Raw genomic sequence first — 23,948 nt, 5'->3', positions numbered from 1 at the left:
TGGGAAGAAGCATGAATCGTTTGGCCGGAACGGAAATGAACTCCGACGAAGTGCGCACGCGTATTCTGGAGGTCGCGGAAAAGCAATTCCGCCTCATCGGTTACCATAAGACGTCAGTAGCGGACATCGCATCCGAGCTCGGGATGAGCCGAGCGAATGTCTATCGCTTTTTCCCGTCCAAGGATGCCATCAACGAATCCGTCTGCAGTCGGCTTGCCAATGCAGTAGCTGAGGTTGCCTTAGCGATCGCCCACACAAATGCGCCGGCCTTGGAAAGGCTAGGGGATATTCTGACTGCCATTTATCACCACAACAAGAAAATACTGATCAAAGAAAAGCCAATGCACGACCTGATGGTTGCCGCCATGCAGGGCAATCGGCTGGTCATCAAGGCTTACATTGAGCAGATAGAGTCGATCCTCGAAAAAATAATACGTGATGGCAATGAGACGAGAGAGTTCGAGGTCCAAGATCCCGCCAGGACGGCGCGCGCAATCAGGACGGCTTTCATCTCCTTCTTTCATCCGATTCTCATCGAGCAATGTGTGCAACGTGGTGAAGATACCGAAGCAGGGTTGCACGACCAGATAAGGTTTATTCAGAAAGCTCTCGGCAAGATTTCCAGGCGCGAATCTGTCATTCCCTGAGCCAACGGCTATAGTTGTTAAACTAGTCCCTGAGTGGAGAGACCAAAAGATTGATGTTGCAGACGGTAGAAGACTACTCCTGTGCAGAGATCACTCGCGCAGCTATGCCCACCATCATGGTACGCCCCATCGAGATATTGAACGTCCGCGCCATGTATCCGTGGCGGCGTATCCGGATTCAAAATTGGAATGGCCGGGAGGTCCGGTCTTGACACCCGATAGCTGAAGCCAAAAATCTCAAGCGTCGAGCCGTTTGAACACGAGCGTCGCGTTGGTGCCGCCGAAGCCGAATGAATTCGACAGAACGGTTCCGATCCTGGCGTTGTCGATTCGCTTGCGCACGATCGGCATATCGGCGAACGCCGGATCAAGGTTAGTGATATTGGCGCTCTCACAGATGAAATTGTTGGTCATCATCAGCAGCGAATAGATCGACTCGTGAACACCGGTCGCGCCCTGGGAATGGCCCGTCAAGGATTTTGTCGCCGAGATAGGCGGGCATTTGTCGCCGGAGCCAAATACGTTGCGAATTGCCTCGATCTCCTTGAGGTCCCCGACTTCGGTCGATGTTGCATGAGGATTGATATAGTCGATCTTCGGGCCGACATTGGCCATCGCCAAACGCATGCAGCGCACAGCGCCTTCGCCTGACGGCGCGACCATATCTACGCCGTCCGCTGTCGCGCCATACCCCACGATCTCGCCGTAGATTTTGGCGCCGCGCGCCTTGGCGCGCTCAAACTCTTCGAGCACCAAGACACCGGCACCCGCCGAGATGACGAAACCGTCGCGATTCTTGTCATAAGCGCGCGAAGCGACCGCAGGCGTTTCGTTGTATTTTGTCGACAGCGCGCCCATTGCATCGAACAAAACCGTGAGTGTCCAATCCAGTTCCTCGCATCCTCCGGCAAACATCACGTCCTGCTTGTCCCACTGAATCATCTCATAGGCGTTGCCGACGCAATGATTGGATGTCGCGCAGGCCGACGAGATGGAATAATTCACGCCCTTGATCTTGAACCAGGTCGCGAGCGTCGCAGACGGGGATGACGACATCGCCTTTGGCACGGCGAACGGGCCGACGCGCTTCGGACCCTTGGTGCGGGCGATGTCGGCCGACTCCACGATGGTCCTCGTGGACGGACCGCCCGATCCCATGATGATGCCGGTCCGCTCGTTGGAAATGTCGGATGGCTCAAGCCCCGCATCGCGGATCGCCTGCTCCATCGCAACATGATTCCATGCGGCGCCCTCGCCGAGGAACCGCATTGCGCGACGGTCGACGACATCTGCGGAATTGAGCGTCGGTGCGCCGTGAACGTGCGAGCGGAAACCCATCTTAGCGTAGATTTCCGCACTCGAAATGCCCGACTTAGCCTCGTGAAGACTCGCGAGCACTTCCTGGGTGTTGCTTCCGATGGACGAAACAATACCCATTCCCGTAACCACAACCCGCCTCATGATCGCCTCGATGGTTTCCAAGCATGCGCGTTACTGCATGGCGATGATGAAGACTTCGCCGGACATGGTCCAGAGCACCTCGTCAGCGAGCCTTTCCGCCAGCCGTCGGAGCGGTCAGAATGTAAGGACGATCCTATTCCAGAAGTGAGTTCATGATCATCCGCCCTGACCTTCGTTATCTTTCGGCACTTACTAAGCGGCCATTCGCAGCAAACCGATGATGTCAGCTTCACTTTTAAAGGGGCGAGGGTTGGCCTGAACGAATCGATGATTGATCGCGATCTTGCTAATCTGGGCAAACTTGTCCTCGGCAATGCCGACGTCGGCGAGTCGACCGGGTAACCCGAGTTTAGTGTTAAAACGCACAAAGGCGTCTGCAGCCTCTTCTCCCGGGGCGCCAAGAGCAGCGGCTAAACGCTTTTGCGCATCTTCGGTGAACGGCTTGTTGTATCGGAGAAGGCTTGGCATGATGACCGGCGTACAATAGTAATGGGGCACATTGAACGTGCCTCCCAGTACATGGCCAATGCCGTGGCTTGCTCCCATCGGAATACGTGCCTGAAGGCCGAACGAGGAGAGCCACGCGCCGTACTGAGAATGTCGGCGCGCCTCTAGATCGTCTGGGCGATCTAAAGTAAGCAGCATTCCTTCACGAAGATTGCGTATGCCTGCCAGGACAACTTCATCTCCCAAAGGCGTGCCGGCAGGTGAACACAATGCTTCGATGCCATGATCCATGGATCGTGTTCCGGATCCCATCCAGAGATTCGCAGGCGTGTGCAGGGTCAGCGCGGGGTCGAGAATGATCGCGATAGGCATCATCTGGGGATGAATAAATATCTGCTTTAGCTTGCTGCGCTCATCTGTGACGAGCGCGGCTGCATTGTATTCACCTCCGTTCAGCGTCGAAGGTATGGCGATTTGCCGTACGGACGGCGCGCGGAAGGGGGAGAAACTCATTCCAGGGCCCACCGCAAACGGATCGAAGCCCGCCTCGTCGCGGATATCATGTTCCATTGCCATGATAACGATTTTCGCAAGATCGACCGCAGAGCCGCCGCCGACGGCAACAACCAGGTCGGCGCCCGCATCCTTGGCGTGCTGCCCTATTTCAGCAGCTTCCTTTCGTGTCGTATGTTGAGCAATGCCGTCCATCGTTTTGATATGTCGGTCACCCAGCGCCTTGCGGATCTTTTCGATCTCGTCGGTCTTGGTATTTAGGGTCCGACTTACGATGAGGAAAACACGCTTCGCGTCGAGTCGCGTCGCTTCGTCCTTCAGTGCCTCAGCGGCAGATTTGCCGAAAACGACACGATCCATCGCTGGAAAGTTGTGAATCCCGCTCTTGCGCATTGATCTCTCCCATAAACTTATTTCATAGTGACTATAAAATAACAATTCACTTGAACGCAAGGGCATCAGTGGGGCAGGCGGATGTGATGCGTGGATGGAAGTTTTCGCGTGTCACACGTCCATCACGCGCGCAAGCACGGCCTGGTGCAGCCAGCGAGGAGTGGACCACATAAAGAATACGAAAGCCTTGTTACCGAGTCCGGGGGTTGTGCTGATTCGCCCCGAATCAAGCGCCTGTATGCCTGCACGGACAACGGGGCCGGGTTTCATCATCAAGAACTTAAGCATAGGTGTAATTTTCTGCCGTGCCGACGTGGCAAAGCCAGTATCGGACACACCCGGACAGATTGTCGTTACTGTAATTCCATCTTGCTTAAACTCACGGTGCAGCGCCTCTCCAAGACGAAGCACGTAAGCCTTTGCAGCCGCGTAGACTGCAAAGTTCTTTACGCCCTGATAAGCGAGTAGACTGGAAACCAAGAGAATTTTCCCGCGCCGCTTAGTACGCATGTCTTCGGCGAAGAGATATGTTATGGCCGTCAGACTCGCCACATCTAGATCCAACATTTCCAGCGCGTCAGTGAGAGACCCTTCAAGGAACGGTCCTTGCGATCCATAACCAGCGTTGTTGATCAAGATTTCTATACTTAAGCGGCGCTCCTTAAGTCGTTGATATAAGTCGACCACCTCCGTCATCTTAGACAGATCGACCTGCTCGACGATGACATCGACGCGATAGTCATTGCGCAACGCCTCGGCTAACGTCGTAAGTTTCTCCAACCGGCGGGCCACCAGGACGAGTGAATGTCCTTTCGCTGCGTATTGCCGGGCGAACTCTTCACCGAAACCGCTCGATGCGCCGGTGATAAGAATCCAAGAATTGGTTGTTGTCTTCATGCTGTGTGTGCCTGTTACCTGTTTCGTTGATCAAATCGGTCGGGCAGGGGGATGCCGTGATCTTTTTAAGGTTGTGTCGAGACGCGCTTAACCTCATCGGCACCCGCAGCAAGAAGCTCTGCGGAAAGAGTTTGGTCGTTCACGGCGCGTGAGAGCAGGAGTGTGCCAACCATCGTCGCGAGTGCAGTCATGGATTTTCTTCGCGGGCTTTCACCGTCAGCCGAAGGGATATAACCGTCTAAAATCTCGAGATGCGCCTTGATGCCAGCCTCGAACGACGCTTTCACGTCCGCTCCATGGCGAACGGCATCGGAACCAAGCGCGGCGAGCGGGCAGCCATCCTCCAACTCGTCGCGGTGTTCCGTCCGAAAGTAGAAATCGATCAGCGCAGCAAGCGGTTGCTCTGGTCCTCCCGCAACGGCTTCAGACCATCGCTCGATGCCTCGTTCCATCGCGCGTTCGCAGGCCTGCACTGCGAGGTCCTCCTTCGATTCGAACTGCTTGTAGAAGGCGCCTTGCGTAAGCCCCGCACTCTGCATGAGATCGTTGAGGCCAATCCCATCGAAGCCGTGCTTCCTGAAGAGACGGCTTGCGACATCGATGACCTTCACACGGTTCTCCGCAGCCTTCGCGCGACTCACTCTCATATTTTCCTCGCCAATTAGATTGCGTTCTAAATCTATATCTAATATAGAAGGAGAACGCAATCTAATTTCACGGTCTTTTCGCCAAAGGGCAGCCGAATATGAAACGACGCTATGTCATCATAACACTCTGTGTTTCCGCGGTTATTTTAGGAAGCGCAGGCTTGGTAGCTGTATCCCTTGCCTCGCGAACGGCTGACGCAACCGCCGGCAATGACCCGCGCACTGCTCCGCGCCTCGTCAAGATCGTGGAAGCCAAGAGGGCCGGGGGTGTCGAACGTGCATTCACCGGAACGATCGCCGCCCGGGTACAAAGCAATCTAGGTTTCCGCGTTCCCGGAAAGATTACGGAACGCTTGGTCGATGTCGGCCAACAGGTTCGCGCCGGCCAGCCACTGATGCGCATCGACGAAACCGACCTGAGCCTTGCCTTGACAGCGAAACGAAACGCGGTTGCGGCCGCTCGTGCAGTCTTGGTTCAGGCGAGCGCTGACGAGAAACGCTACGCAGTCCTTGTGCAAGGCGGGCTCGCTGCAACCCCTCAGCGTTACGAACAGGCGAAAGCTGCGCTTGATACGGCGCAGGCTCAATTTGATGCGGCGGCAGCCGAAGCCAAAGTAGCAGAGAACGCGACGGCTTATTCTGCGCTCGTGGCCGACGCCGATGGTACGATTGTCGCAACGCTCGGCGAGCCAGGACAGGTGGTCGCCGCGGGGCAGACAGTTGTTCAATTGGCGCATGCCGGACCGCGTGAAGCAATGGTCGCGCTTCCTGAGACTGTACGGCCAGCTCTCGGCTCCGCCGCAGAGGCTACAGTTTTTGGCAACAGTGGACGCCGCTGGAAAGCCCGTTTGCGACAGATCTCAGACGCCGCGGACACTCAAACACGCACCTACGAAGCGCGCTACGTGCTTGAGAGCGAGGCGGGCGCAACACCGCTCGGCGCGACGGTGACGATTAGGATCGCAGATCACAGTGATCAAACAGACGCTGCCGTTCCCGTCGGCGCTGTGCTTGATGATGGCAGCCGAACCGGCGTATGGGCCATAGACTTCGTGTCCTCAACCGTCCGCTTCGTTCCCGTCAAGATCAAACGGCTCGGTGACGAAACAGCCGTGGTCTCAGGCGTCAAGGCTGGGGATTCGATCGTAGGACTCGGAGCGTCGCTTCTTCGGGAAGGCGAGCGCGTCAAGACAAGCCTCCAGCCAGAGGCGATGAAACGATGAGCCTCAATCTTTCCGCGCTGGCGGTTCGCGAGCGATCGGTCACGTTGTTCTTTATCATGCTGCTAACGGCAGCCGGCGCTATCGCCTTTTCCATGCTCGGCCGCGCTGAAGATCCTTCCTTTACGATCAAGACCCTTACCGTCACGACCGCATGGCCTGGCGCGACGGCGCGAGAGATGCAGGATCTGGTTGCCGAACCGCTTGAAAAGCGGATTCAAGAACTGACCTGGTACGACCGCGTCGAGACAATGACACGGCCAGGATATGCTTTTCTGACGGTTACGCTCAAGGACAGCACGCCGCCAACCCAGGTTCTCGAGGAGTTCTATCAAGCTCGAAAGAAACTTGGCGACGAGGCTCGCAATCTGCCGTCAGGTGTGTTGGGCCCCTTTGTAAATGATGAATACTCGGATGTCAGTTTCGCCCTTTATGCCTTGAAGGCAAAGGGGATGCCGATGCGCGATCTGGTCCGGCAGGCAGAGGCGATCCGGCAAGATCTTCTGCATGTGCCGGGCGTCAAGAAGGTCAACATCCTCGGCGAGCGCCCCGAACAAGTTTTCGTTGAGTTCTCTTACGCGAAACTCGCAACGCTAGGTATATCGACTCAGGATCTGGCTCTCGCCTTGCGACGTCAGAACATTGTCACACCGGCAGGATCGATCGATACGAAGGGGCCGCAGGTCTTCATCCGACTCGATGGCGCTTATGACAGTGTCCAGACCATTGCTGACACGCCCATTGTTGCGTCAGGCAGAACTTTGAAGCTTTCCGATATCGCAGAGGTTCGCCGGGGCTATGAAGATCCTCCGACCTTTCTCATCCGTCATCAGGGTGAGCCTACCATCATGCTGGGCGTCGTGATGCAGGAAGGCTGGAACGGGCTCCAACTCGGCAAGGCCCTCGAAGACAAATCCGCAGCCGTTACGCGCACGCTGCCTCTCGGAATGACACTCGCCAAGGTGACCGACCAGGCCGTCAATATTTCGTCGGCCGTCAATGAGTTCATGATGAAGTTCGCGATGGCGCTTGGCGTGGTTCTTCTCGTCAGTCTGATCAGCCTTGGCTGGCGCGTCGGTATTGTGGTGGCCGCTGCCGTTCCTCTGACGTTGGCCGCCGTGTTCCTGATCATGCTAGAGACGGGCCGCTTCTTCGATCGCATTACGCTCGGTGCGCTGATCCTCGCACTCGGTCTTCTCGTGGATGATGCAATCATCGCCATTGAGGTGATGGTTGTTAAAATGGAAGAGGGGATGGATCGCATCAAGGCTGCGGCCTATGCTTGGAGCCACACCGCGGCCCCGATGCTGTCAGGTACGTTCGTGACGATCGCAGGTTTCCTGCCTGTCGGTTTCGCGCGCTCGACCGCAGGAGAGTATGCCGGCAACATCTTTTGGGTTGTTGGCTTTGCTCTGATCGTCTCGTGGCTCGTTGCAGTGATCTTCACGCCCTATCTGGGCGTCAAGATGCTGCCTGCGATCAAGCCGGTCGAAGGCGGCCATCATGCGATCTATGATACCCCGTACTATCGCCGCCTCAGGCGAGCGATTGCGTACGCCGTCCGTCACAAGTTTCTGACCAGCGCTGTTGTCGGGATAGCATTCGCTCTTTCGATCATCGGCATGGGTGCACTTAAGCAGCAGTTCTTCCCGACCTCGGACCGCCCCGAACTCCTGGTCGAAGTCCGTCTTCCGGAAGGCACCAGCATCGGTACGACAACAGCCACGGTGGCGAAGATCGAACACTGGCTTGAAAACCAGTCGAACGCGAAAATCGTGACGAGCTATGTCGGCCAGGGCGCACCGCGGTTCTTCTTCGCCATGGCGCCAGAGTTGCCTGACCCGTCGTTCGCCAAGATTGTTGTTCTGACGCCGGACGCCGAAGCTCGCGAAGATCTGAAGCACAAGCTGCGGAAAGCCGTTGCTGACGGGCTTGCAGCCGAGGCGTCTGTGCGCGTAGCCCAGCTTGTATTTGGACCCTACACGCCATTCCCGGTCGAGTTTCGCATCATGGGGCCCGATCCAGCCAAGCTCTACGGCCTTTCGGAGCGGGCGCTTGAATTGATGCGCAGCGTACCCGATGTACGGCAGGCCAATCGCGACTGGGGCAATCGCTCTCCCGTGCTGCGGTTCATTCCCGATCAAGACCGCCTGAATCTCATCGGCCTGTCACCGGTGGATGCCGCCCAGCAGCTTCAGTTTCTCCTGACCGGCGTAACGATCACGCAAATTCGGGAAAACATCCGGAACGTGGCGATTGTCGCGCGCAGCGCGGGTGGCGAACGGCTTGACCCGAGCCGCCTTGCAGACTTTTCGTTGACCAGCCGAGATGGCCGCCAGATACCGCTCGATCAAATCGGCCGTTCGGAGATCAGATACGAAGAGCCCATAATGAAGCGTCGTGACCGGATCCCCACGATCACGATACGCTCGGACATAAACGAAGCGACGCAGCCGCCTGAAGTGTCCAAGGAAATCCTGATCGCACTACAGCCGCTGATCGCCTCGTTGCCAGAAGGCTACCGGATCGAGATGGGAGGGTCGATCGAAGAGGCAACCAAGGCAAACGATGCACTCGGGAAAATCTTTCCGGTCATGATCGCCGCCATGATGATCGTGATCATGTTGCAGGTTCGATCATTCTCAACCATGGCTATGGTGATGTTAACGGCTCCCCTTGGTGTTGTCGGTGTCGTACCTATGCTTCTCATCTTCAATCAGCCTTTTGGATTTAATGCCATTCTGGGCTTGATCGGGCTTGCCGGCATCTTGATGCGCAATACCTTGATCCTGACGGAACAGATCAAGGAGAACCAGGCCGCCGGACTCGATGATTATCATGCCGTCATCGAGGCGACAGTCCAGCGCACGCGGCCTGTGGTGTTGACGGCGCTTGCTGCTGTTCTGGCATTCATTCCGCTCACCCACTCGGTCTTTTGGGGATCGATGGCTTATACGCTGATCGGCGGCACTGCAGTTGGCACTGCGCTGACCTTGCTGTTCCTGCCGGCGCTGTACGCCGCATGGTTCAGGATCAAGCCAATCACAACAGACGATCTAGATAACGCGCCGCTCGCACACGAAGATCTCGCTTTTCGCACGCCCGATTCGAACGACCGGTCGGGTGGCACCAACGCACCTGATGCTCAAGTGGTCAAAATCAGGGAACATACCTGACCGACAATTCAGCCAGAGAGATCAAAGGCGCAGATTTCGCAAGCTGCAGCAGCCTACTGTTAGCGGCTCGAAGGAGAGTGGACGTGTCCTTGCATGACCAGCAGCACCGTGGTCTTGCCTCGCTGTAACCGGACGCAGACTGCTAAAAGTTCACCAACTAAAGAGCGCAAAAGCGCCATTTTTCCAAGGAGGAAGCACTATGGAACGATTTTGGCTCAAGAGTTACTCAGAAGGCGTGGCGGCGGACATTGATGTCAATCGATACGCGTCACTGATCGATATTTTCGAGGAGAGTTTTGCGACCTATTCAGATCGCACAGCAATGATTTGCATGGGCCGGTCGCTGACCTATCGCGAGCTCGACGAGATGTCCGCTGCGTTGGGCGCCTACCTTCAAAGCAAGGGCCTCGCGAAGGGCGCTCGCGTGGCGGTGATGATGCCAAACGTTTTGCAGAATCCCATCGCGATTATCGCTGCCCTTCGGGCGGGGTACACTGTCGTGAACGTGAACCCGCTCTACACGCCGAGAGAACTCGAGCATCAGCTTAAAGATTCCGGCGCTGAAGCCATCCTGGTGCTAGAGAATTTCGCGGCCACGCTTCTGAAGGCCCTGCCTAAAACGGCCGTCAGGCACGTAGTCGTTGCGTCAACGGGCGATCTTCTGGGCCTGCGCGGACTGATCGTGAATTTTGTGGTCCGGAAGGTCAGGAAGATGGTGCCCGCTTTCTCTATCGCGGGTGCCGTTCCCTTCAAGGACGCACTGGCGGCGGGCCGTCGGATGACGCTCGCAACGTCTCAGGTCGGGCCGGAAGACGCCGCGTTTCTTCAGTATACCGGCGGAACGACCGGCGTTTCCAAAGGCGCGACGCTGATTCATCGCAACTTGGTTGCCAACCTGCTGCAGATCGACGAGTGGATCAAGCCGGCCTTCGCGAAGCCGCCGATCGTCGATCCAATCTTCACTCTGTGCGCGCTACCACTTTATCATATTTTCGCGCTCACGGTTTCCTTCCTGTTCTCGGTGCGCTCAGGAGGCATCAGCCTCCTCATCGTTAATCCGAGGGATATTCCCGGCTTCGTGAAAGAACTTCAAAACTACAAGGTGCACATCTTCGCTTGCATCAATACCCTGTACAACGGCCTGCTGCGCGATGCAGATTTCCACAAAGTGGATTTCTCTGAGCTGAAACTCGCTATCTGTGGCGGCATGGCGACGCAGAAGGTCGTTGCAGACAAATGGTTGACAACCACAGGATGTGTTCTGTCCGAGGGCTATGGCCTGTCCGAAACTTCGCCAGTCTTGACCATCACACCGACACATCTGAAAGAATTTTCCGGCACCATCGGTCTTCCGGTATCGTCGACCTATATTTCCATTCGCGACGACAGCGGCAACGAGGCGCCGATAGGGGAGCCCGGCGAGATTTGCGCCAAGGGGCCTCAAGTTATGGCCGGTTATTGGAACAGACCAGACGAAACGGAACGTGCATTTACGAGTGATGGGTTTTTCCGCACGGGGGATGTCGGAGTTATGTCGCCCGATGGATCCACTCGGATCGTGGACCGGAAGAAGGACATGATTATCGTGTCTGGTTTTAACGTGTACCCGAACGAGATCGAGGAAGTCATCAGTCAGCACCCGTCTGTCGTCGAATGCGCTGTTGTTGGTGTGCCTGACTTAAAATCAACGGAGGCGGTCAAGGTCTTCGTCGTGTCATCCAATCCCGCGCTGACGGCTGCGGACATAGTTCGCTTTGCGGCAACGCAGTTGACCCCTTACAAAGTGCCGAAGCATGTCGAATTTGTATTAGAGTTGCCCAAGAGCAATGTGGGAAAGATTTTGCGACGTGAATTGCGCGAGCTGAAGGCCCAGCAGTTGTCAGCCGAATGACGACGCTTGAATGAACGCGGGGCGAGGGATTTAGATCCTCGCCCGCGATGCCAGCACCACCGGGAATACTCCCCTCATTGACGAAACGGGGCATTCCCACGCCGATTCCGAACATCGATTGGTTCGGCGGCGAACCACATGTCGCTTCATCCGAAGCTTACTGGGATACGTCGTCGTTTCAGATCTTGAGTGCTCCGAACATTGCCGGTTACGAGGCAGCAACCGAGTTGAACGTTGCCGCATTCCGCTCCACGAATTGCCGAACGCTCATCGCTGGAGCGCCGGTGATCTGGCGGACATCGTCGGAATAGCGATCATAGCGATTGGCTTGATGAAGCAAGCACATCGTCGTCAGATGTGTTGCGAGATGCGGGGGCAGCCCCATTGCTGCAAATCGTTCCTTGAAACTTTCGACAGGTACCGGAACATAAGTAATCGGCCGTTTGAGCGCTTCAGTAAATTCCTTCGCTACGCCATTGAGATCCTGAGAGACCGGACCGGTCAAAGCATACACTTTGCCAATATGAGGCGCAGGATCCGCCAGGATTTCTGCAATCACGCGCGCCGCGTCGAACGCCGCAATCGGAGAGGTTTTGCCGCCGCCAAACGGAAGCATGAGCTTGTTCTGCGTTGAGACAGCCGGTGCAGCAAGCCGGAGGAAGAAGGCATCAAGAAAGACCGTCGGCCGAACTTCCACGACAGGAAGCCCCGACCAGCTAAAGATCTGTTCTGAAAGCCAATGCTGTTTTTGCTGGGGGCTGGTGGTGGTCTCATGAACGCTCATCTCGGCCACGGTGAGCTGGGACATGTTCACCAGAGCCTTGACGCCATGATGCCTGGCGACCGCAGCCATATTAACTGCCGCTTCCAGATAAGTGGACGTGATGGACATTCCAAAATACACGCGCTCACAACCTTCTATCGCCGCGTGAATGGATTTCAGATCCAGGAGGTCTCCCACAACGATCTCGGCGCCGCGTACGCGAAGCGCCTCGGCGCGGTCGTCATTCGTTCGAACCATAGCCCGGACCTTGAAGCCGCGATCCAAAAGGATTTCGGTGATTGATCGGCCCACCGCGCCTACTTGGCCGGCTGCTCCGGTCACGAGAATGGGACGATCATAGGTCATTGTGTCAATCCTATCTTATTGGTCTATAATATCAATAGACTATCTTTTTTATAGTAATATGCAACAAGTTGCCGTTGAACTTCAAGGCATTCAAATAGTCTGATTTAACGAGGACAGCGTGGAAAAAACCGTTTACGTGAAACGGGAACCCTCCACCGCGGGTGACCTAACGGCAGGTTTCACTGCGCTTTGAGGGACCGTTCAACAACGGTGACGTCACCAGTGTGCACAGCTTCTTCACAATGAGGGCAATACTGATGTAACTCAAGCGCATGGCCGCATGTCGTGTGCTTGACCGCTTTACTCATCTTGGCGCCTAAATGGCGCACTCCCCAGCGCCCAAGCGCACTTATAACAATCCCTAGCTCGCGTCCCTTTTTCGTCAAAGCATAGGCTGCCCGGGGCGGGTACTCCGAATAATACTCTCTGGAGATTATGTCGTGCTCTTCCAGAGTCTTGAGTCGATTTGACAAGAGGCTCGCAACGATGCCGGGAAGCTTTTCCTGAATGTCCTGAAACCGCAATGTACCAGACAGCAACTCCCGGATAATCAAGAGAGTCCAGCGCTCGCCTACAATGTCTAGCGTGCGGGATACCGCACAAGCCTGTCCGAAGCTCTTCTTGGGCATGTTCTCTCACTCTGGCCGAGGGGCGGACTCAAAAGCACCGATGCAGCTCCAATCACTTTAGAGCGCGCCTCCAATGTGGGCAAGCGTGCCTGCCCGCGACGAATGCCGTCAGGGGCACAACGTCTCCTGTCGATCGAGCCTTTGACACATCTAATCACAACCAACCCCAGCTCCACTGACGAAGGCGATTTCACGCTACAGCAATAATCAACGTTACTATACTTTAGATAGTCACTAATGTACAAGCCTTGCGGGATTACGCATGAGGCTGCGTTTCGCGCGCGGCGCCTCCAAGATCCTGTGATCTTGCATCGGATAAATATCTTGATTACAGTGACTATCTTTTATGAAGTAATGCGTTGAAGAAAAGCTCCGCTTCTTAATCTTGGCTTAGAGTGATAGGCGGACCATGGCGCAATTCTGGTGCAGATAAGCGGCCGTCTCCAAAGGACAGTGCCAACGCCAGACCAAGATCCGCCGATGCCGCCCGAGGGACGCTAATTCGCAATGCAGCGCATCTCTTCTTCGCTTCCACCATTGGCAAGTCTTCGAGCTTTCGAGGCGGTGTCGCGCCTTGGTAGCGTGAAGATGGCGTCAGAGTATTTGAATGTTACGCCTTCCGCGATAAGTCACCAATTAAGAGCCTTGGAAGCGCATGTTGGAATTCAACTGATCGAGGTGAAGGGGCGGCACGTCCGATTGACCAGTGAGGGAGCCATCTACGCTCCGCCGATTATCCAGGCGTTTAGTCATTTGTTCCGAGCTAACGAACTCCTGGAAGGGCTCCGAAAAGATCCTGTCGTCCATGTCATTACCACCCCCACGTTTGCAATGCTGGCCGCGCTTCCTCATCTAGAGGACTTTCGAAAGGCGAATCCCAAACTTCACCTTCAATTGGAAGCGAGGAACACAAGTCTCGACGTCGACGCGGAGTTGTTCGATGCAGCTGTTTGCGTGGGTAGGCCGCCATTCGAGGGATTGACTGCGTATCGTCTTTTTAACTCGCGCCTAGTCCCGCTCGCAAATAAAGAATTATGGGACAAGTTTGCGCCGATTAAAGCTGCCAGCGACATCGCTCAAATGCCGTTGATAGACTTTCTGGGAGCGCCAGTTCTTTGGCATAAGTGGCTGCGTGACAGTGACGCCGTCTGCGGCACTCAAAAGGATGAGCCAAATCTAGTTAGCGATAGTCTTTTGACTGCCATTCAAATGGCCGAGTCAGGAGTGGGAGTGATCCTCGCACCATTACCGCTTCTAGTTCCAAGGGTCCTATCAGGCGCGCTCTGTGCACCACCCATTCCATCCTTCAACTTTAGAGGCGGAAGCGATTTTTACTTTGTATGCGGAAGCGCTGCCCAGGATTCGTTGAAAGTAAAAGCCGTTTATAAATGGTTGGTCAGCGTTTCGAGAAAATTGGAATTGGAGGCTAAGCGGCTTGGGTTCTGAAGCAAGCTGCTGATTGCCTTCTCTGCGAGGTCACCCCATAATCTCGCGCACGCCAATCCATCCATATAGAAGGTTGCTTACGGAGACTATGCGATGTCGTTTGCGCAAATTTCAGAAAGCACGTCCCGCTCGTCCCGGCATACATCTTTCTATATTTCCGCCGGTCCTCACGACGGCGTACCGCTCATCTTCATACATGGCTGGCCGGAGCTTTCCCTAAGCTGGCGTCATCAGCTGCCGGTTTTCGGGAATCTTGGCTTCCGCGTTATTGCCCCTGATTTGCGCGGTCACGGTCGCTCAACTTTTTATGATCGGCACGAGTCCTATGCTCAGCGCGAGATTGTAGCCGATATGATTGAGCTTCTCGATTCTATGGGCGCAGAGAAGGCGATTTGGGTGGGCCATGACTGGGGTGCGCCTGTGGTTTGGAACGTCGCGAGCCACCATCCCGACCGATGCATCGCGGTTGCTGGGCTCAATCTTCCCTACCGAACCTTCGAGTTTGGATTGCAGGCTATTCTGCCTCTACTAGATCGGCAAACCTACCCCGAGAGCGAGTATCCTTACGGCAACTTCGAGTATTATCGGTTCTACAGCGAGAACTTTTCAAAAGCGGCGCAGGCGATGGAAGCAAATGTTGAGGCGACCTTCAAGCTGCTGTTCCGCTCGGGTAATCCCGAAGGGAACGGCAAGCCTGCGCTCCTCTCACAGGTGCGGCGTGAGGGCGGATGGTTCGGGGGCAGGTCGTCCGCGCCGGATCTCCCACGAGACGAGCGCCTGCTCTCGGAGACGGATCTCAGCGCTTATGTATCTGCCTACAAACGCACGGGCTTCTTCGGCACCGACTCGCTATATATGAATGACGATGCGAACGCAGCCTATGCTGCCGAAGCCGTGAACGGCGGTTACCTCGATATGCCTGTGCTTTTTCTCGAAGCAGAGTTCGACTACACCTGCGAGACCATCATATCACGGCTCGTGGATCCGATGAAGATATTTGCGCGCAAGCTGACGATGCGACGAGTTCCCTCCGGTCACTGGATGGCGCAGGAACGTCCGACGCATGTCAATGCACACCTTGCCCGTTGGCTTGCAACGGAAGTCGGCGAAGCGTGGCCGTTCCAGCGCACTCCATGAAGCTGCGAGGTGCTCATCGAGAGCACGCTTAACGAGCGGCTTCCATCGAAAACGTGAGACATCGCATGGCTGACACGTCATTCAGCACCGAAAGCAGGTGCTAAAGTGTCGCGCTGGACTACGTGCTCTGGATGAACTGCTGAACCAGCGCAATGATCGTATCGGGCTCATCTTCCTGGCTGAAATGCCCCGCGTTCGGCAGCTTGACGATCGCACGGCCCGGCCAGACAGCCTGAAAGTCCGCGATTTGCGTATCGGGCGCGATAGCGGTGTCCTTCAATCCCACGGTCAGCATTGCCGGTTTGGATTGCGGATTTTTCAGTAGCGGGAAGCCTTCCTGGATATAGGGCGCAATCCGCCCCAGAAGCGCATCGAGCGGAAATTCGATCGCGCCCACGCAGTCCTCTTTCGTAGGAAATGGCGCGCTGTAAGCCGCAATCCAGTCATTGTCGACGGCGGCCGAATTCTCGAACCGATGATCTTCATGATACTGAGAACATTCACATCGAGATTTCCGAGTACCTCGTGCAGAGTGTTCGCATCATGATGCTTTTTGATGAAGCCGAACCAACGAGTTGTCTTGACGAACGGGATTTTCCCGTAACCCGACAACGTGTTCAGGAAGAACAGTCGCTTGATCCGCTCGAGATTGCGTATCGCGTATGCGGCTCCAATAAGTCCGCCCCAGTCCTACATCACGAGGGTGACGTTCTTCAGATCGAGCGCATCTATCAATCCGGATAAATTCTCGACGTGATACTTCAAAGAGTAATGGCGATCGCGCGGAGTCTCGCTTTTCCCAAAACCTATATGGTCAGGCACGATGACTCGATGCGTCTACGAGAGAGGCGGAATGAAACGACGATAGAGATATCCCCACGTCGGCTCACCATGAAGGCAGACGATAGGATCGCCGTGCCCCTCATCGACGTAATGCATCCGAAATCCATTGCCCGAAAAGTAGTGAGGTGCAAATGGCCACGTGCCACCGAAGTTTTCGTTCTCTCCAATCATTGTCCGCTCCATTTGACTTCGGTATACGGGTACGGCCAGCGCTGCTGGGCTGCTTATCGAAGCGCCATAAGTGAGGAGGGCGTCAGGTCGGCTATTCGTGGGTAGCCATCGACAGCCATCAGCAGGTCCGCCTCCGCCAGGATCGATCGGAGGACGTGAACAATGCCGTCGATACCATCAAGCGCCAGACCGTAGGCGTAAGGCCGTCCGATGCCCACTGCGGTGGCGCCAAGAGCTAGCGCCTTGACGACATCCGTTCCCGAACGGACACCGGAGTCAAATAACACCGGCGTGTTGCCGGAGGCCTTTACCACTCCCGGCAGGAGATCGATTGCAGCGATACCGCCATTTGCTTGACGGCCTCCGTGATTTGAACAGAAAATTCCATCGACGCCTCCGTCGATCGCTCGTCTGGCATCATCTGGATGACAGATGCCTTTCACGATCAATGGAAGTTTCGTCAACGATCGCAACCACGGCAGGTCGTCCCATTTCAAAGGATTACCGAAGATTTTGCCCCAGCTCATCACCGCCGCCTGCGGATCTTCCTCAGGAGGCTTTGCTAGAGAGGCGCGAAATACCGGGTCGGAGAAATAGTTGGCGAGGGCAAACCCTCGCATAAATGGGAAATTCGATCGATTGAGATCGCGCGGACGCCATCCGGTAATCCACGTGTCCAGCGTAACGACAATTCCCCTGAAGCACGCGGCCTCCGCGCGATGAACCAGGCTTTCGGCAATGGAGCGGTCAGTGGGTGTATAAAGCTGGAAAAAACCGGGCGTATCGCCAAATTCGCCGGCAACTTTTTCGAGGGGAGCGTTGCTGAACGTCGACGCCATCATGGGCACGCCAGTTCGTTGCGCGGCGCGTGCGGTTGCGAGGTCACCTTGGCCATCCTGCGCACAAAGGCCGATGACGCCAATCGGACTCATGAATGTCGGCGATGGAAGCGAAATTCCAAAAAGATTGATCGACAGGTCGCGCTTGTCTGCGCCCACAAACATCCGCGGTATCAAACCCCAGCGTTCGAACGCTGTTACGTTAAGATTCTGTGTGTGCTCGTTACCGCAGCCTCCAGCTACGTATGATATCAGTTCGGGAGGCATCGCTGCATGGGCACGGGCTTCAATTTCGCTAAAATTGACCGGCAGCTTCGGGAGCCGTCCACTCAGGCCGGCCCCATAAATCTCCATCTGATAGTCGCCAAAGTGTGCCAACTATTTCTCCGCACTTCTTAAGTGGATCGGGCAGCAATCGGATCGCTTACCCGCAAGGTCATAATACACTCGCACCGGGGTTCTAGATCACCGGGCAGTCGTCTCGCGGGCATGACGCGCCTTATACGACGTCACATGGGCGTAGGCTGCCCTCAGCAACGGAGTGGCAACGTCTCCTCCACTGCGCTCCAACAGGTCGCCGAGGATATGGTCGCCTTCGGTTGGGGCACCCCGCTCAATATCCCGCAACATCGAAGCCGTCAGAGGCGAACCCGGCATCGTAAACAGCGAACGCATACGCTCGATATAGGGTCCGCGCGGTTCGTAGCCCCGCTTTGTAGCGATCCCGATGCACTCGTCGAGCAGCTTCATCACGACGTCGGATGCGCCGGCAGTCACTGTATCGCCGATCGAGGCCCGCAGCAGGCAAGTCGCGCCCGCGACCGTCGCGATGAAGACCCACTTCTCCCACATCTCATGCAAGATGCTCTCGCTCGCCTGAGCCACAAAATTGGCGTCAGATAGTGCTTTGAGAATTGCTCCGCGATGTTCCGATGCGCGGCCATTCTGCTCACCGAAACTCAGTGTATGCAATTCCACCAGGTGCTCGATGTGACCATCAGCTGAGAGCGTCGCCGAGATGGCGCACTGGCCTCCGAAAACGTTCCTCTCGCCGAAGCGCGCGTTCAATACGTCAAGATGGCGCATTCCGTTCAACAAGGGGATAATAACAGTGCTATCGCCCACCGCCGGAGTAAAGGATTCGATCGCTCCATCGAGATCGTAAGCCTTGCAACTCAAGAGGATGAGATCGAACGGTTTCGTCAACTTATCCGCCGTCACAGTTGGCGGAGAATTCAAGCGAAGATCGCCGAACACGCTTCTTACGAAAAGCCCATTTTTTGCGAGAGCTTCAGCTCGCTTTGGTCGCGCAAGAAATGTGACATCGCGACCTGCAGCAATCAACCTCGCGCCGAAATATCCGCCCAGCGCGCCGGCTCCAATAACAAGTATCCGCAAGATCATCTCCTCCTAGAACTCAAAAGATTGCTGTTGCGCGCGACTACGTTTCCCGCGCGCTCGCTGGAGCGGCCTTCTTGCAGCTCCAGTGATTTGGTTTCGCGAATGTCCGCGATTAGTCCGCAGCGCCCACAGGCCCCCCAAACGGAACCCAGGTTTTTCCGTCAAAGGTCTGAAGCTGGAGCGCCAGATAGGCCTGATTGTTGGTAGGGCTGGTGTTGATCGTCAGCCCTCGAGCGGCCAATGAGGGCGAAAAGTTCTTCAGATTGAGAGCCTGCTTCAGGATGTTCTCGCGGGTGAGATCGTTGCCACACTGCTCCAGTATCTTCTTTAAAATTTCGCCTTGAGTGACGCCGAGGACGTAGAAGGTCTCAGCAATATCCGCATTTGGCATGTATTTGGCTAGGAATGTCCGGTAGTTTTTGATCGCCGGGTCATCGCTCCATTTCGGATCCGTAGGGTCTTTCTGGAAAGTACTGGTTGTCACCCCCTTCGCGTTGTCGAGGCCTGCCGGGACAAGTGCGCCGGCGACCGAACTGGATGCGACGTTGATGACCGTCAGAGGATTCCAGCCGATTTCACGAACTTTCCGTATGGCTTGCGCGCCAAATTTGGGCGATCCCGCGAAGAAGAACGCTTCCGCACCAGAGCTTTTGAGCGTCACGATCTGGGAATCAATCGTCGGATCCGTCGTCTCGTAGGCTTTGGCTATGACGCGTTTATCAAAATCGTCCTTCAGAAAGGACCGAACGCCTCCGACAAGATCCTTTCCCATGTCATCGTTCTGGTAGAGAATCGCGATGCGCCCATTAGGCACTTTCTCGTTTATGAATTTCGCGTAAACCTTGCCTTCCGTATTGTAACTCGGCATGCCGGTCGTTGTGTAGGGATACGTGACATGGTCCGTGAACTTGTCTGCCCCCGCAACGACAAAAAGCTGTGGCACTTTTTTGTTATTTAGATATTTCAAGTTCGCTGTGATGCTCGCAGTCCCAAGCGGGCTGAAGATAAACGCGACCTCGTCACTCTCTACGAGCTTACGATTTTGTTCGACGGATTTGCTCGGTGTGTAGGCATCGTCAAGAGCGATAAACTTGATTTTGCGGCCGTTCACGCCTCCCGTGTCATTGATGTAGTCAACATAAGCTATCAGCGCCTTGCCTATGTTGCCCAACGCCGAGGCGGGACCGCTGAACGGAAATGTTGAACCCACCTTTATTTCCGTTGTGGTCACGCCAGGCATCTCCTGGGCATTCGTAACTTGCAACGACAACGCAGGTAGCAAAGCCAGCACCGCACCGGCGACCAAAAAATGCGTCCGTATCATCTATATTTCCTCCTCGTTATAGCGCATTTGGCGTTTCTCTTTTTCAATCCCTCCGCCTTGATGGCGGATCAGTTTTCTTGGGAGTGTGTCTTGAACGAGCATGCGGTGCTCGCCGCGACTTCATCTCCTCTTTGTCGGCAAGTATCCCCCACGCGCCAACCGCTTCAGCATGACACGGTGTTTTTCTCTGCGGGCTGACGACCCTCCGGGTGCTGGCGAGGGAATTTTGGGCCGACCTTGTGGTCAGTCCCTGTAGGGTGATTTCTTTGCGTCGAGTTCGCGGCGATAAGCGAGAAACGAATCGCTGCCAAAGGATGTTTTTTCATCAAAACCTTTGGCGACCTCGCTCTGCATTTGACGTTCAGTTCGCCGCAGCACGTTTTGCGGAAGAGGGCGTAAGTTGGCGCCAAACGCCGCCGCCATTACCTGCACCTCGCAGGCACGTTGAAGTATCGTCATCCGGAACAACGCTGCAGCCGCTGTGCTGCCGCAGGTTAGCAAGCCATGATGTCGAAGGATCATGTGGTTCTTGTCACCGAGCGATTTCACCAGTCGCTCTCGCTCGACGAGATCTGTCGAGATCCCTTCAAAATCGTGATAAGCGACCTGCCCAAAAAGCATCGCTCCATAAAAATTGTGCGGCGACAATCCCTCTTCGGTACATGCCACAGCCACGCCCGCGGTCGTATGTGTATGTGCAATAAAGTGCGCGTCCGGCCGTTCCGCATGAACAGCGGAATGAATCGTGAAGCCCGGCACGTTCACACGTCCCGGAATGTCCTCTACTTTATTTCCATCAAGATCTACCTTGATAAGATTGGATGCTTTGACTTCGTTGTACGCCAAGCCAAACGAGTTGATCAGGAAATGCCGGTTTGGACCTGGCGCTAGTGCTGTGATGTGATTGTAGATATGTTCGCACCAGCCGCGATCAAAAAAAATATGATAGAGAGCAGCGAGATCTTCGCGGACAATCCGTTCATCAGCCGTCATCGCGGTGCGACCGACGCTCTTCGGCGAAGTCTGAATGTTCATTTGTTCCTCCCTGCTTTTTTGATTGTGACGTCTGCGTCAATCAATTCAGTAGGTCTGGCTGCTCCTTGACGATTTTGGCGTACAGCGTTTGAAACTGAAACCACCCGGTGGTGGGAGAGCCGAGAACATTAAAGGCCTGCTGCGCCGAGCTCTCGGATATAAACTTGAGCGGCTGGTTGGTACGTGCCGCAGCGGCTTCGGCGAGAAGTTGGACTTGGCACGATCTTTCCATGGTGATGAACCACCAAACGGCCTCGTCAACTGTTTGACCGACGGTCAACAGACCATGGTTTTGGAGGATCGCGGCTTTGTGCGCTCCCAATGCCTGCACGATCTGCTGACCTTCGCTTAGCTCTACAGCAACTCCACCATAGTCTTCATAAAGCGCATGGTCATTGTAGAAGGCACATGCGTCCTGCGAAATGGGATCGAGCTTGCGGCCCAGAGCAGCAAACGCACGCCCATAAGTAGAATGAGAGTGAGCTGCTCCAACGGACTCCGGTCGCGCCATGTGAACGCTTGAATGGATAGCGAAAGCAGCCGCGTTCACGGGATGATCCCCTTCGACAACATGGCCGGTGTGATCGACACGAATGAGATCAGAGGCCTTGATCTGACTGAAGCTCATGCCAAAACCGTTTACCCAGAATGTGTCGGTAAATTCCGGATCCCGAGCGGTGATATGGCCGGCAACGCCTTCATCAAATCCGAATTTTGAAAACAGCCGAAAACCGGCTGCTAGACGCTCTTTTCGATGCTGCCGTTCTTCGGCGAGGGTAGAGAAGACGGGCGGTTGAGGTAACCCTCGGCCGATCTTTTTAGCCGCATCTTCTTTCTGATTATGTTTGTGTGTGAGAGCGTTCATAGGTCCTCCGATCAGCTTCGATGTCAGATCAACTTCTCTTCCAAACCGTTGGCGAGAAGTCGGGTCCCGATTGGACGGCGAAGGTGAGGCATAAGAACTGGACCTTCAATTGAGTTTTTTTCCCTGCTCCTGAGAATATCTCAACAAGTGCCCGTAGTTTCTGCGACGCAAAACGCGAGCGTCGTGTAACGTGCGCGAGCGTGTTTTCAGCGATCTACTTACTTGATGCATGCCGAATGCGATCGAGAGGGGTTCTCTACTCGTGCGACCCGCGTGAATCGGTGACGGAATGGCTTTCGTGGAACCATACTAGGAGAGGCGGTACGGGGTATTCTCACGAAGGTTGCGCTGTCGTGGCTCGGCTTCGAGCAACGACTTCGGCAGGGGCCTACCGGAGCGGTGTTAGTTTCGCAGCGCGGTTTTAAGTAGTGACTTCTAAAACGTGTAGTCACTATTGAAGTTATCGGACAAGATTGACGAATTCCAAAAAAGAACGCTAACCTAGTCCCGTGAGGGCCATGTAGAGCGTTCGATCGAAAAGTTTTCCCGAACTGGGCAAGGAAACATGACGGCGCGTGCAAGGCTCAATGCCTGGAGGAAAGCTATGAATATAAAGTTCGCCGTGTTCGCTGGATATGTGGGCCTGTCGCTAGTTGCTGCGTCTGCCATAGCTGCGGAACAACCTGGCGTTACCACTAACGAAATCAAGATCGGGGCAGTCTTTCCGTTTAGCGGTCCGGCGTCTTCGATCGGTCTCGTTGGGCGAGGCGTTGTGGCCTACGTGCAGCAGATAAATGATCGTGGTGGTATCAACGGCCGCAAGATCAATTACATCGCGATGGACGACGCCTTCAGCCCACCGAAGGCCGTAGAGCATGTGCGTAAGCTCGTTGAAAGCGATGAGATCGCCTTTATGTTCAGCCAGTTGGGCACCCCAGGGATTTCGGCGACGGCCAAATACCTTACGGCGAAGGGAATTCCATCCATCGGGATCGTCAGTGGTTCGAGCAAATTCACCGTTGTGGCCGATTACCCCCTCACCACCACAGGTCTGGTGAGCTACATGGTCGAGGGTCGCATCCACGCGAAGTATCTCAACAAAACTTTGCCGGGCAAAAAATACGCGATCCTGTATCAAAACGATGATCTCGGAAAAGATTATGTCAGCGCGTTTAAGTCATTCTTCAAGGACGACTTTGATAAGCGCGTCGTCACGGCCCAGTATGAAGTGTCGGAGCCGACCGTCGATTCTCAGGTCGTGAATCTCAAAAGCACGGGTGCCGAGGCGCTCTTCATCGCGGGCACCCCGAAATTTGCGGCCCAGGCGATCCGGAAGGCTGCGGAACTTGGCTGGAAAGCTCAGATCATTTTGAACTTCCCGTCATCCTCGATCGGTGGCACGTTGAAGCCAGCAGGTCTTGAAAATTCGATTGGCGTTGTCGCTGGCACCTTTAATAAGGATCCCAACGATCCGAAATGGGAAAAAGATGAGGACATCAAGGCCTACAAGGCTTTCTTCGACAAATATCTTCCGGGTGCTGATATTCAGAACGGCAGCTATCAGACTGGATACATCCAAGGCAAAATTCTCGAACAAATTCTAATTCAGTGCGGCAACGATCTTTCGCGCGCCAATATTATCAAGCAGGCCAAGTCGATCAAAAATTTGGTAGTGCCAACTGTGTTTCCAGGAATTTTCGTGAACACAAGTGAATCCAGCAATATGAACTGGACGCAGTTGCAACTGCAGCGTTGGAACGGATCCACGTGGGAGCAATTCGGCGGCACCCTCGATGACAAGTCTGAGTGAGGAAGGGGCCTAGCGCCCCTTCCATTT

At 55.2% G+C, this 23,948-nt stretch carries 20 protein-coding genes; 7 read left to right on the top strand and 13 right to left on the bottom strand.

Annotated features, from left to right (window positions below):
- The first annotated feature begins 11 nt into the window (after nucleotides 1–11).
- Nucleotides 12–647: a TetR/AcrR family transcriptional regulator gene (locus tag AC1Q67_RS12785; RefSeq protein WP_492235792.1), complete on the top strand. Its 636-nt coding sequence runs from the start codon at nucleotides 12–14 to the stop codon at nucleotides 645–647.
- A 237-nt stretch (nucleotides 648–884) separates the two neighbouring features.
- On the opposite strand, the gene fabB is transcribed toward AC1Q67_RS12785, so the two are convergent.
- The 4 genes from fabB to AC1Q67_RS12765 all read right to left on the bottom strand — a co-directional run bounded on the left by fabB (nucleotide 885) and on the right by AC1Q67_RS12765 (nucleotide 5,005).
- Nucleotides 885–2,108 carry a beta-ketoacyl-ACP synthase I gene (fabB, locus tag AC1Q67_RS12780; RefSeq protein ID WP_492235791.1) on the bottom strand — a complete coding sequence of 408 codons (1,224 nt, stop codon included), beginning with the start codon at nucleotides 2,106–2,108 and terminating at the stop codon, nucleotides 885–887.
- A 192-nt stretch (nucleotides 2,109–2,300) separates the two neighbouring features.
- A complete protein-coding gene (locus AC1Q67_RS12775; RefSeq protein WP_492235790.1) occupies nucleotides 2,301–3,461 on the bottom strand; it encodes an iron-containing alcohol dehydrogenase in 1,161 nt (386 codons plus the stop codon).
- A 111-nt stretch (nucleotides 3,462–3,572) separates the two neighbouring features.
- Nucleotides 3,573–4,358: an SDR family NAD(P)-dependent oxidoreductase gene (locus AC1Q67_RS12770; RefSeq protein WP_492235789.1), complete on the bottom strand. Its 786-nt coding sequence runs from the start codon at nucleotides 4,356–4,358 to the stop codon at nucleotides 3,573–3,575.
- Nucleotides 4,359–4,423: 65 nt separating this feature from the next.
- Nucleotides 4,424–5,005: a TetR/AcrR family transcriptional regulator gene (locus tag AC1Q67_RS12765; RefSeq protein WP_492236449.1), complete on the bottom strand. Its 582-nt coding sequence runs from the start codon at nucleotides 5,003–5,005 to the stop codon at nucleotides 4,424–4,426.
- A gap of 98 nt (nucleotides 5,006–5,103) precedes the next feature.
- Here AC1Q67_RS12765 and AC1Q67_RS12760 point away from each other — a divergent pair, with 98 nt between their 5' ends.
- The 3 genes from AC1Q67_RS12760 (at nucleotide 5,104) to AC1Q67_RS12750 (ending at nucleotide 11,292) form a co-directional block, all read left to right on the top strand.
- On the top strand, nucleotides 5,104–6,228 hold the full coding sequence (locus AC1Q67_RS12760) for an efflux RND transporter periplasmic adaptor subunit (protein WP_492235788.1): 1,125 nt from the start codon (nucleotides 5,104–5,106) through the stop codon (nucleotides 6,226–6,228).
- Nucleotides 6,225–9,401 (top strand): efflux RND transporter permease subunit, encoded by a 3,177-nt coding sequence (locus AC1Q67_RS12755; protein WP_492235787.1) that lies wholly within the window; start codon nucleotides 6,225–6,227, stop codon nucleotides 9,399–9,401. Before AC1Q67_RS12760 ends, AC1Q67_RS12755 begins: the two co-directional genes overlap by 4 nt.
- Nucleotides 9,402–9,600: 199 nt before the next feature.
- A complete protein-coding gene (locus AC1Q67_RS12750; RefSeq protein WP_492235786.1) occupies nucleotides 9,601–11,292 on the top strand; it encodes a long-chain-fatty-acid--CoA ligase in 1,692 nt (563 codons plus the stop codon).
- 208 nt (nucleotides 11,293–11,500) lie between these two features.
- On the opposite strand, the gene AC1Q67_RS12745 is transcribed toward AC1Q67_RS12750, so the two are convergent.
- Nucleotides 11,501–12,421: an NmrA family NAD(P)-binding protein gene (locus AC1Q67_RS12745; RefSeq protein WP_492235785.1), complete on the bottom strand. Its 921-nt coding sequence runs from the start codon at nucleotides 12,419–12,421 to the stop codon at nucleotides 11,501–11,503.
- 179 nt (nucleotides 12,422–12,600) lie between these two features.
- Nucleotides 12,601–13,050, bottom strand: a complete 450-nt coding sequence (locus AC1Q67_RS12740; protein WP_492235784.1) for a winged helix-turn-helix transcriptional regulator — start codon at nucleotides 13,048–13,050, stop codon at nucleotides 12,601–12,603.
- 507 nt (nucleotides 13,051–13,557) lie between these two features.
- On the opposite strand from AC1Q67_RS12740, the gene AC1Q67_RS12735 reads away from it, so the two are divergent.
- A complete protein-coding gene (locus AC1Q67_RS12735) occupies nucleotides 13,558–14,496 on the top strand; it encodes a LysR substrate-binding domain-containing protein (RefSeq protein WP_492235783.1) in 939 nt (312 codons plus the stop codon).
- 93 nt (nucleotides 14,497–14,589) lie between these two features.
- On the top strand, nucleotides 14,590–15,633 hold the full coding sequence (locus AC1Q67_RS12730) for an alpha/beta fold hydrolase (protein WP_492235782.1): 1,044 nt from the start codon (nucleotides 14,590–14,592) through the stop codon (nucleotides 15,631–15,633).
- A 118-nt stretch (nucleotides 15,634–15,751) separates the two neighbouring features.
- Here AC1Q67_RS12730 and AC1Q67_RS12725 read toward each other — a convergent pair whose 3' ends face one another.
- The 7 genes from AC1Q67_RS12725 to AC1Q67_RS12695 form a co-directional block, all read right to left on the bottom strand.
- Nucleotides 15,752–16,030: a hypothetical protein gene (locus tag AC1Q67_RS12725; RefSeq protein ID WP_492235781.1), complete on the bottom strand. Its 279-nt coding sequence runs from the start codon at nucleotides 16,028–16,030 to the stop codon at nucleotides 15,752–15,754.
- A 293-nt stretch (nucleotides 16,031–16,323) separates the two neighbouring features.
- Nucleotides 16,324–16,455: a hypothetical protein gene (locus AC1Q67_RS12720; RefSeq protein ID WP_492235780.1), complete on the bottom strand. Its 132-nt coding sequence runs from the start codon at nucleotides 16,453–16,455 to the stop codon at nucleotides 16,324–16,326.
- A gap of 245 nt (nucleotides 16,456–16,700) precedes the next feature.
- Nucleotides 16,701–17,864 carry a lactate 2-monooxygenase gene (locus AC1Q67_RS12715; RefSeq protein ID WP_492235779.1) on the bottom strand — a complete coding sequence of 388 codons (1,164 nt, stop codon included), beginning with the start codon at nucleotides 17,862–17,864 and terminating at the stop codon, nucleotides 16,701–16,703.
- 87 nt (nucleotides 17,865–17,951) lie between these two features.
- Nucleotides 17,952–18,884: a ketopantoate reductase family protein gene (locus AC1Q67_RS12710; protein WP_492235778.1), complete on the bottom strand. Its 933-nt coding sequence runs from the start codon at nucleotides 18,882–18,884 to the stop codon at nucleotides 17,952–17,954.
- 115 nt (nucleotides 18,885–18,999) lie between these two features.
- Nucleotides 19,000–20,211, bottom strand: coding sequence for an ABC transporter substrate-binding protein (locus AC1Q67_RS12705; RefSeq protein ID WP_492235777.1), 1,212 nt, complete (start codon nucleotides 20,209–20,211; stop codon nucleotides 19,000–19,002).
- Between the two features lie 243 nt (nucleotides 20,212–20,454).
- Nucleotides 20,455–21,246 carry a class II aldolase/adducin family protein gene (locus tag AC1Q67_RS12700; RefSeq protein ID WP_492235776.1) on the bottom strand — a complete coding sequence of 264 codons (792 nt, stop codon included), beginning with the start codon at nucleotides 21,244–21,246 and terminating at the stop codon, nucleotides 20,455–20,457.
- 40 nt (nucleotides 21,247–21,286) lie between these two features.
- Nucleotides 21,287–22,111: a class II aldolase/adducin family protein gene (locus AC1Q67_RS12695; RefSeq protein ID WP_492235775.1), complete on the bottom strand. Its 825-nt coding sequence runs from the start codon at nucleotides 22,109–22,111 to the stop codon at nucleotides 21,287–21,289.
- A 604-nt stretch (nucleotides 22,112–22,715) separates the two neighbouring features.
- Here AC1Q67_RS12695 and AC1Q67_RS12690 point away from each other — a divergent pair.
- Nucleotides 22,716–23,921: an ABC transporter substrate-binding protein gene (locus AC1Q67_RS12690; RefSeq protein WP_492235774.1), complete on the top strand. Its 1,206-nt coding sequence runs from the start codon at nucleotides 22,716–22,718 to the stop codon at nucleotides 23,919–23,921.
- The last annotated feature ends 27 nt before the right edge of the window (nucleotides 23,922–23,948 follow it).

This window comes from Afipia sp. GW823-FHT06G09, from assembly GCF_058794875.1.
The sequence above is the reverse complement of the archived record's forward strand: the minus strand, read 5'-3'. Positions and strand labels throughout refer to the sequence as shown.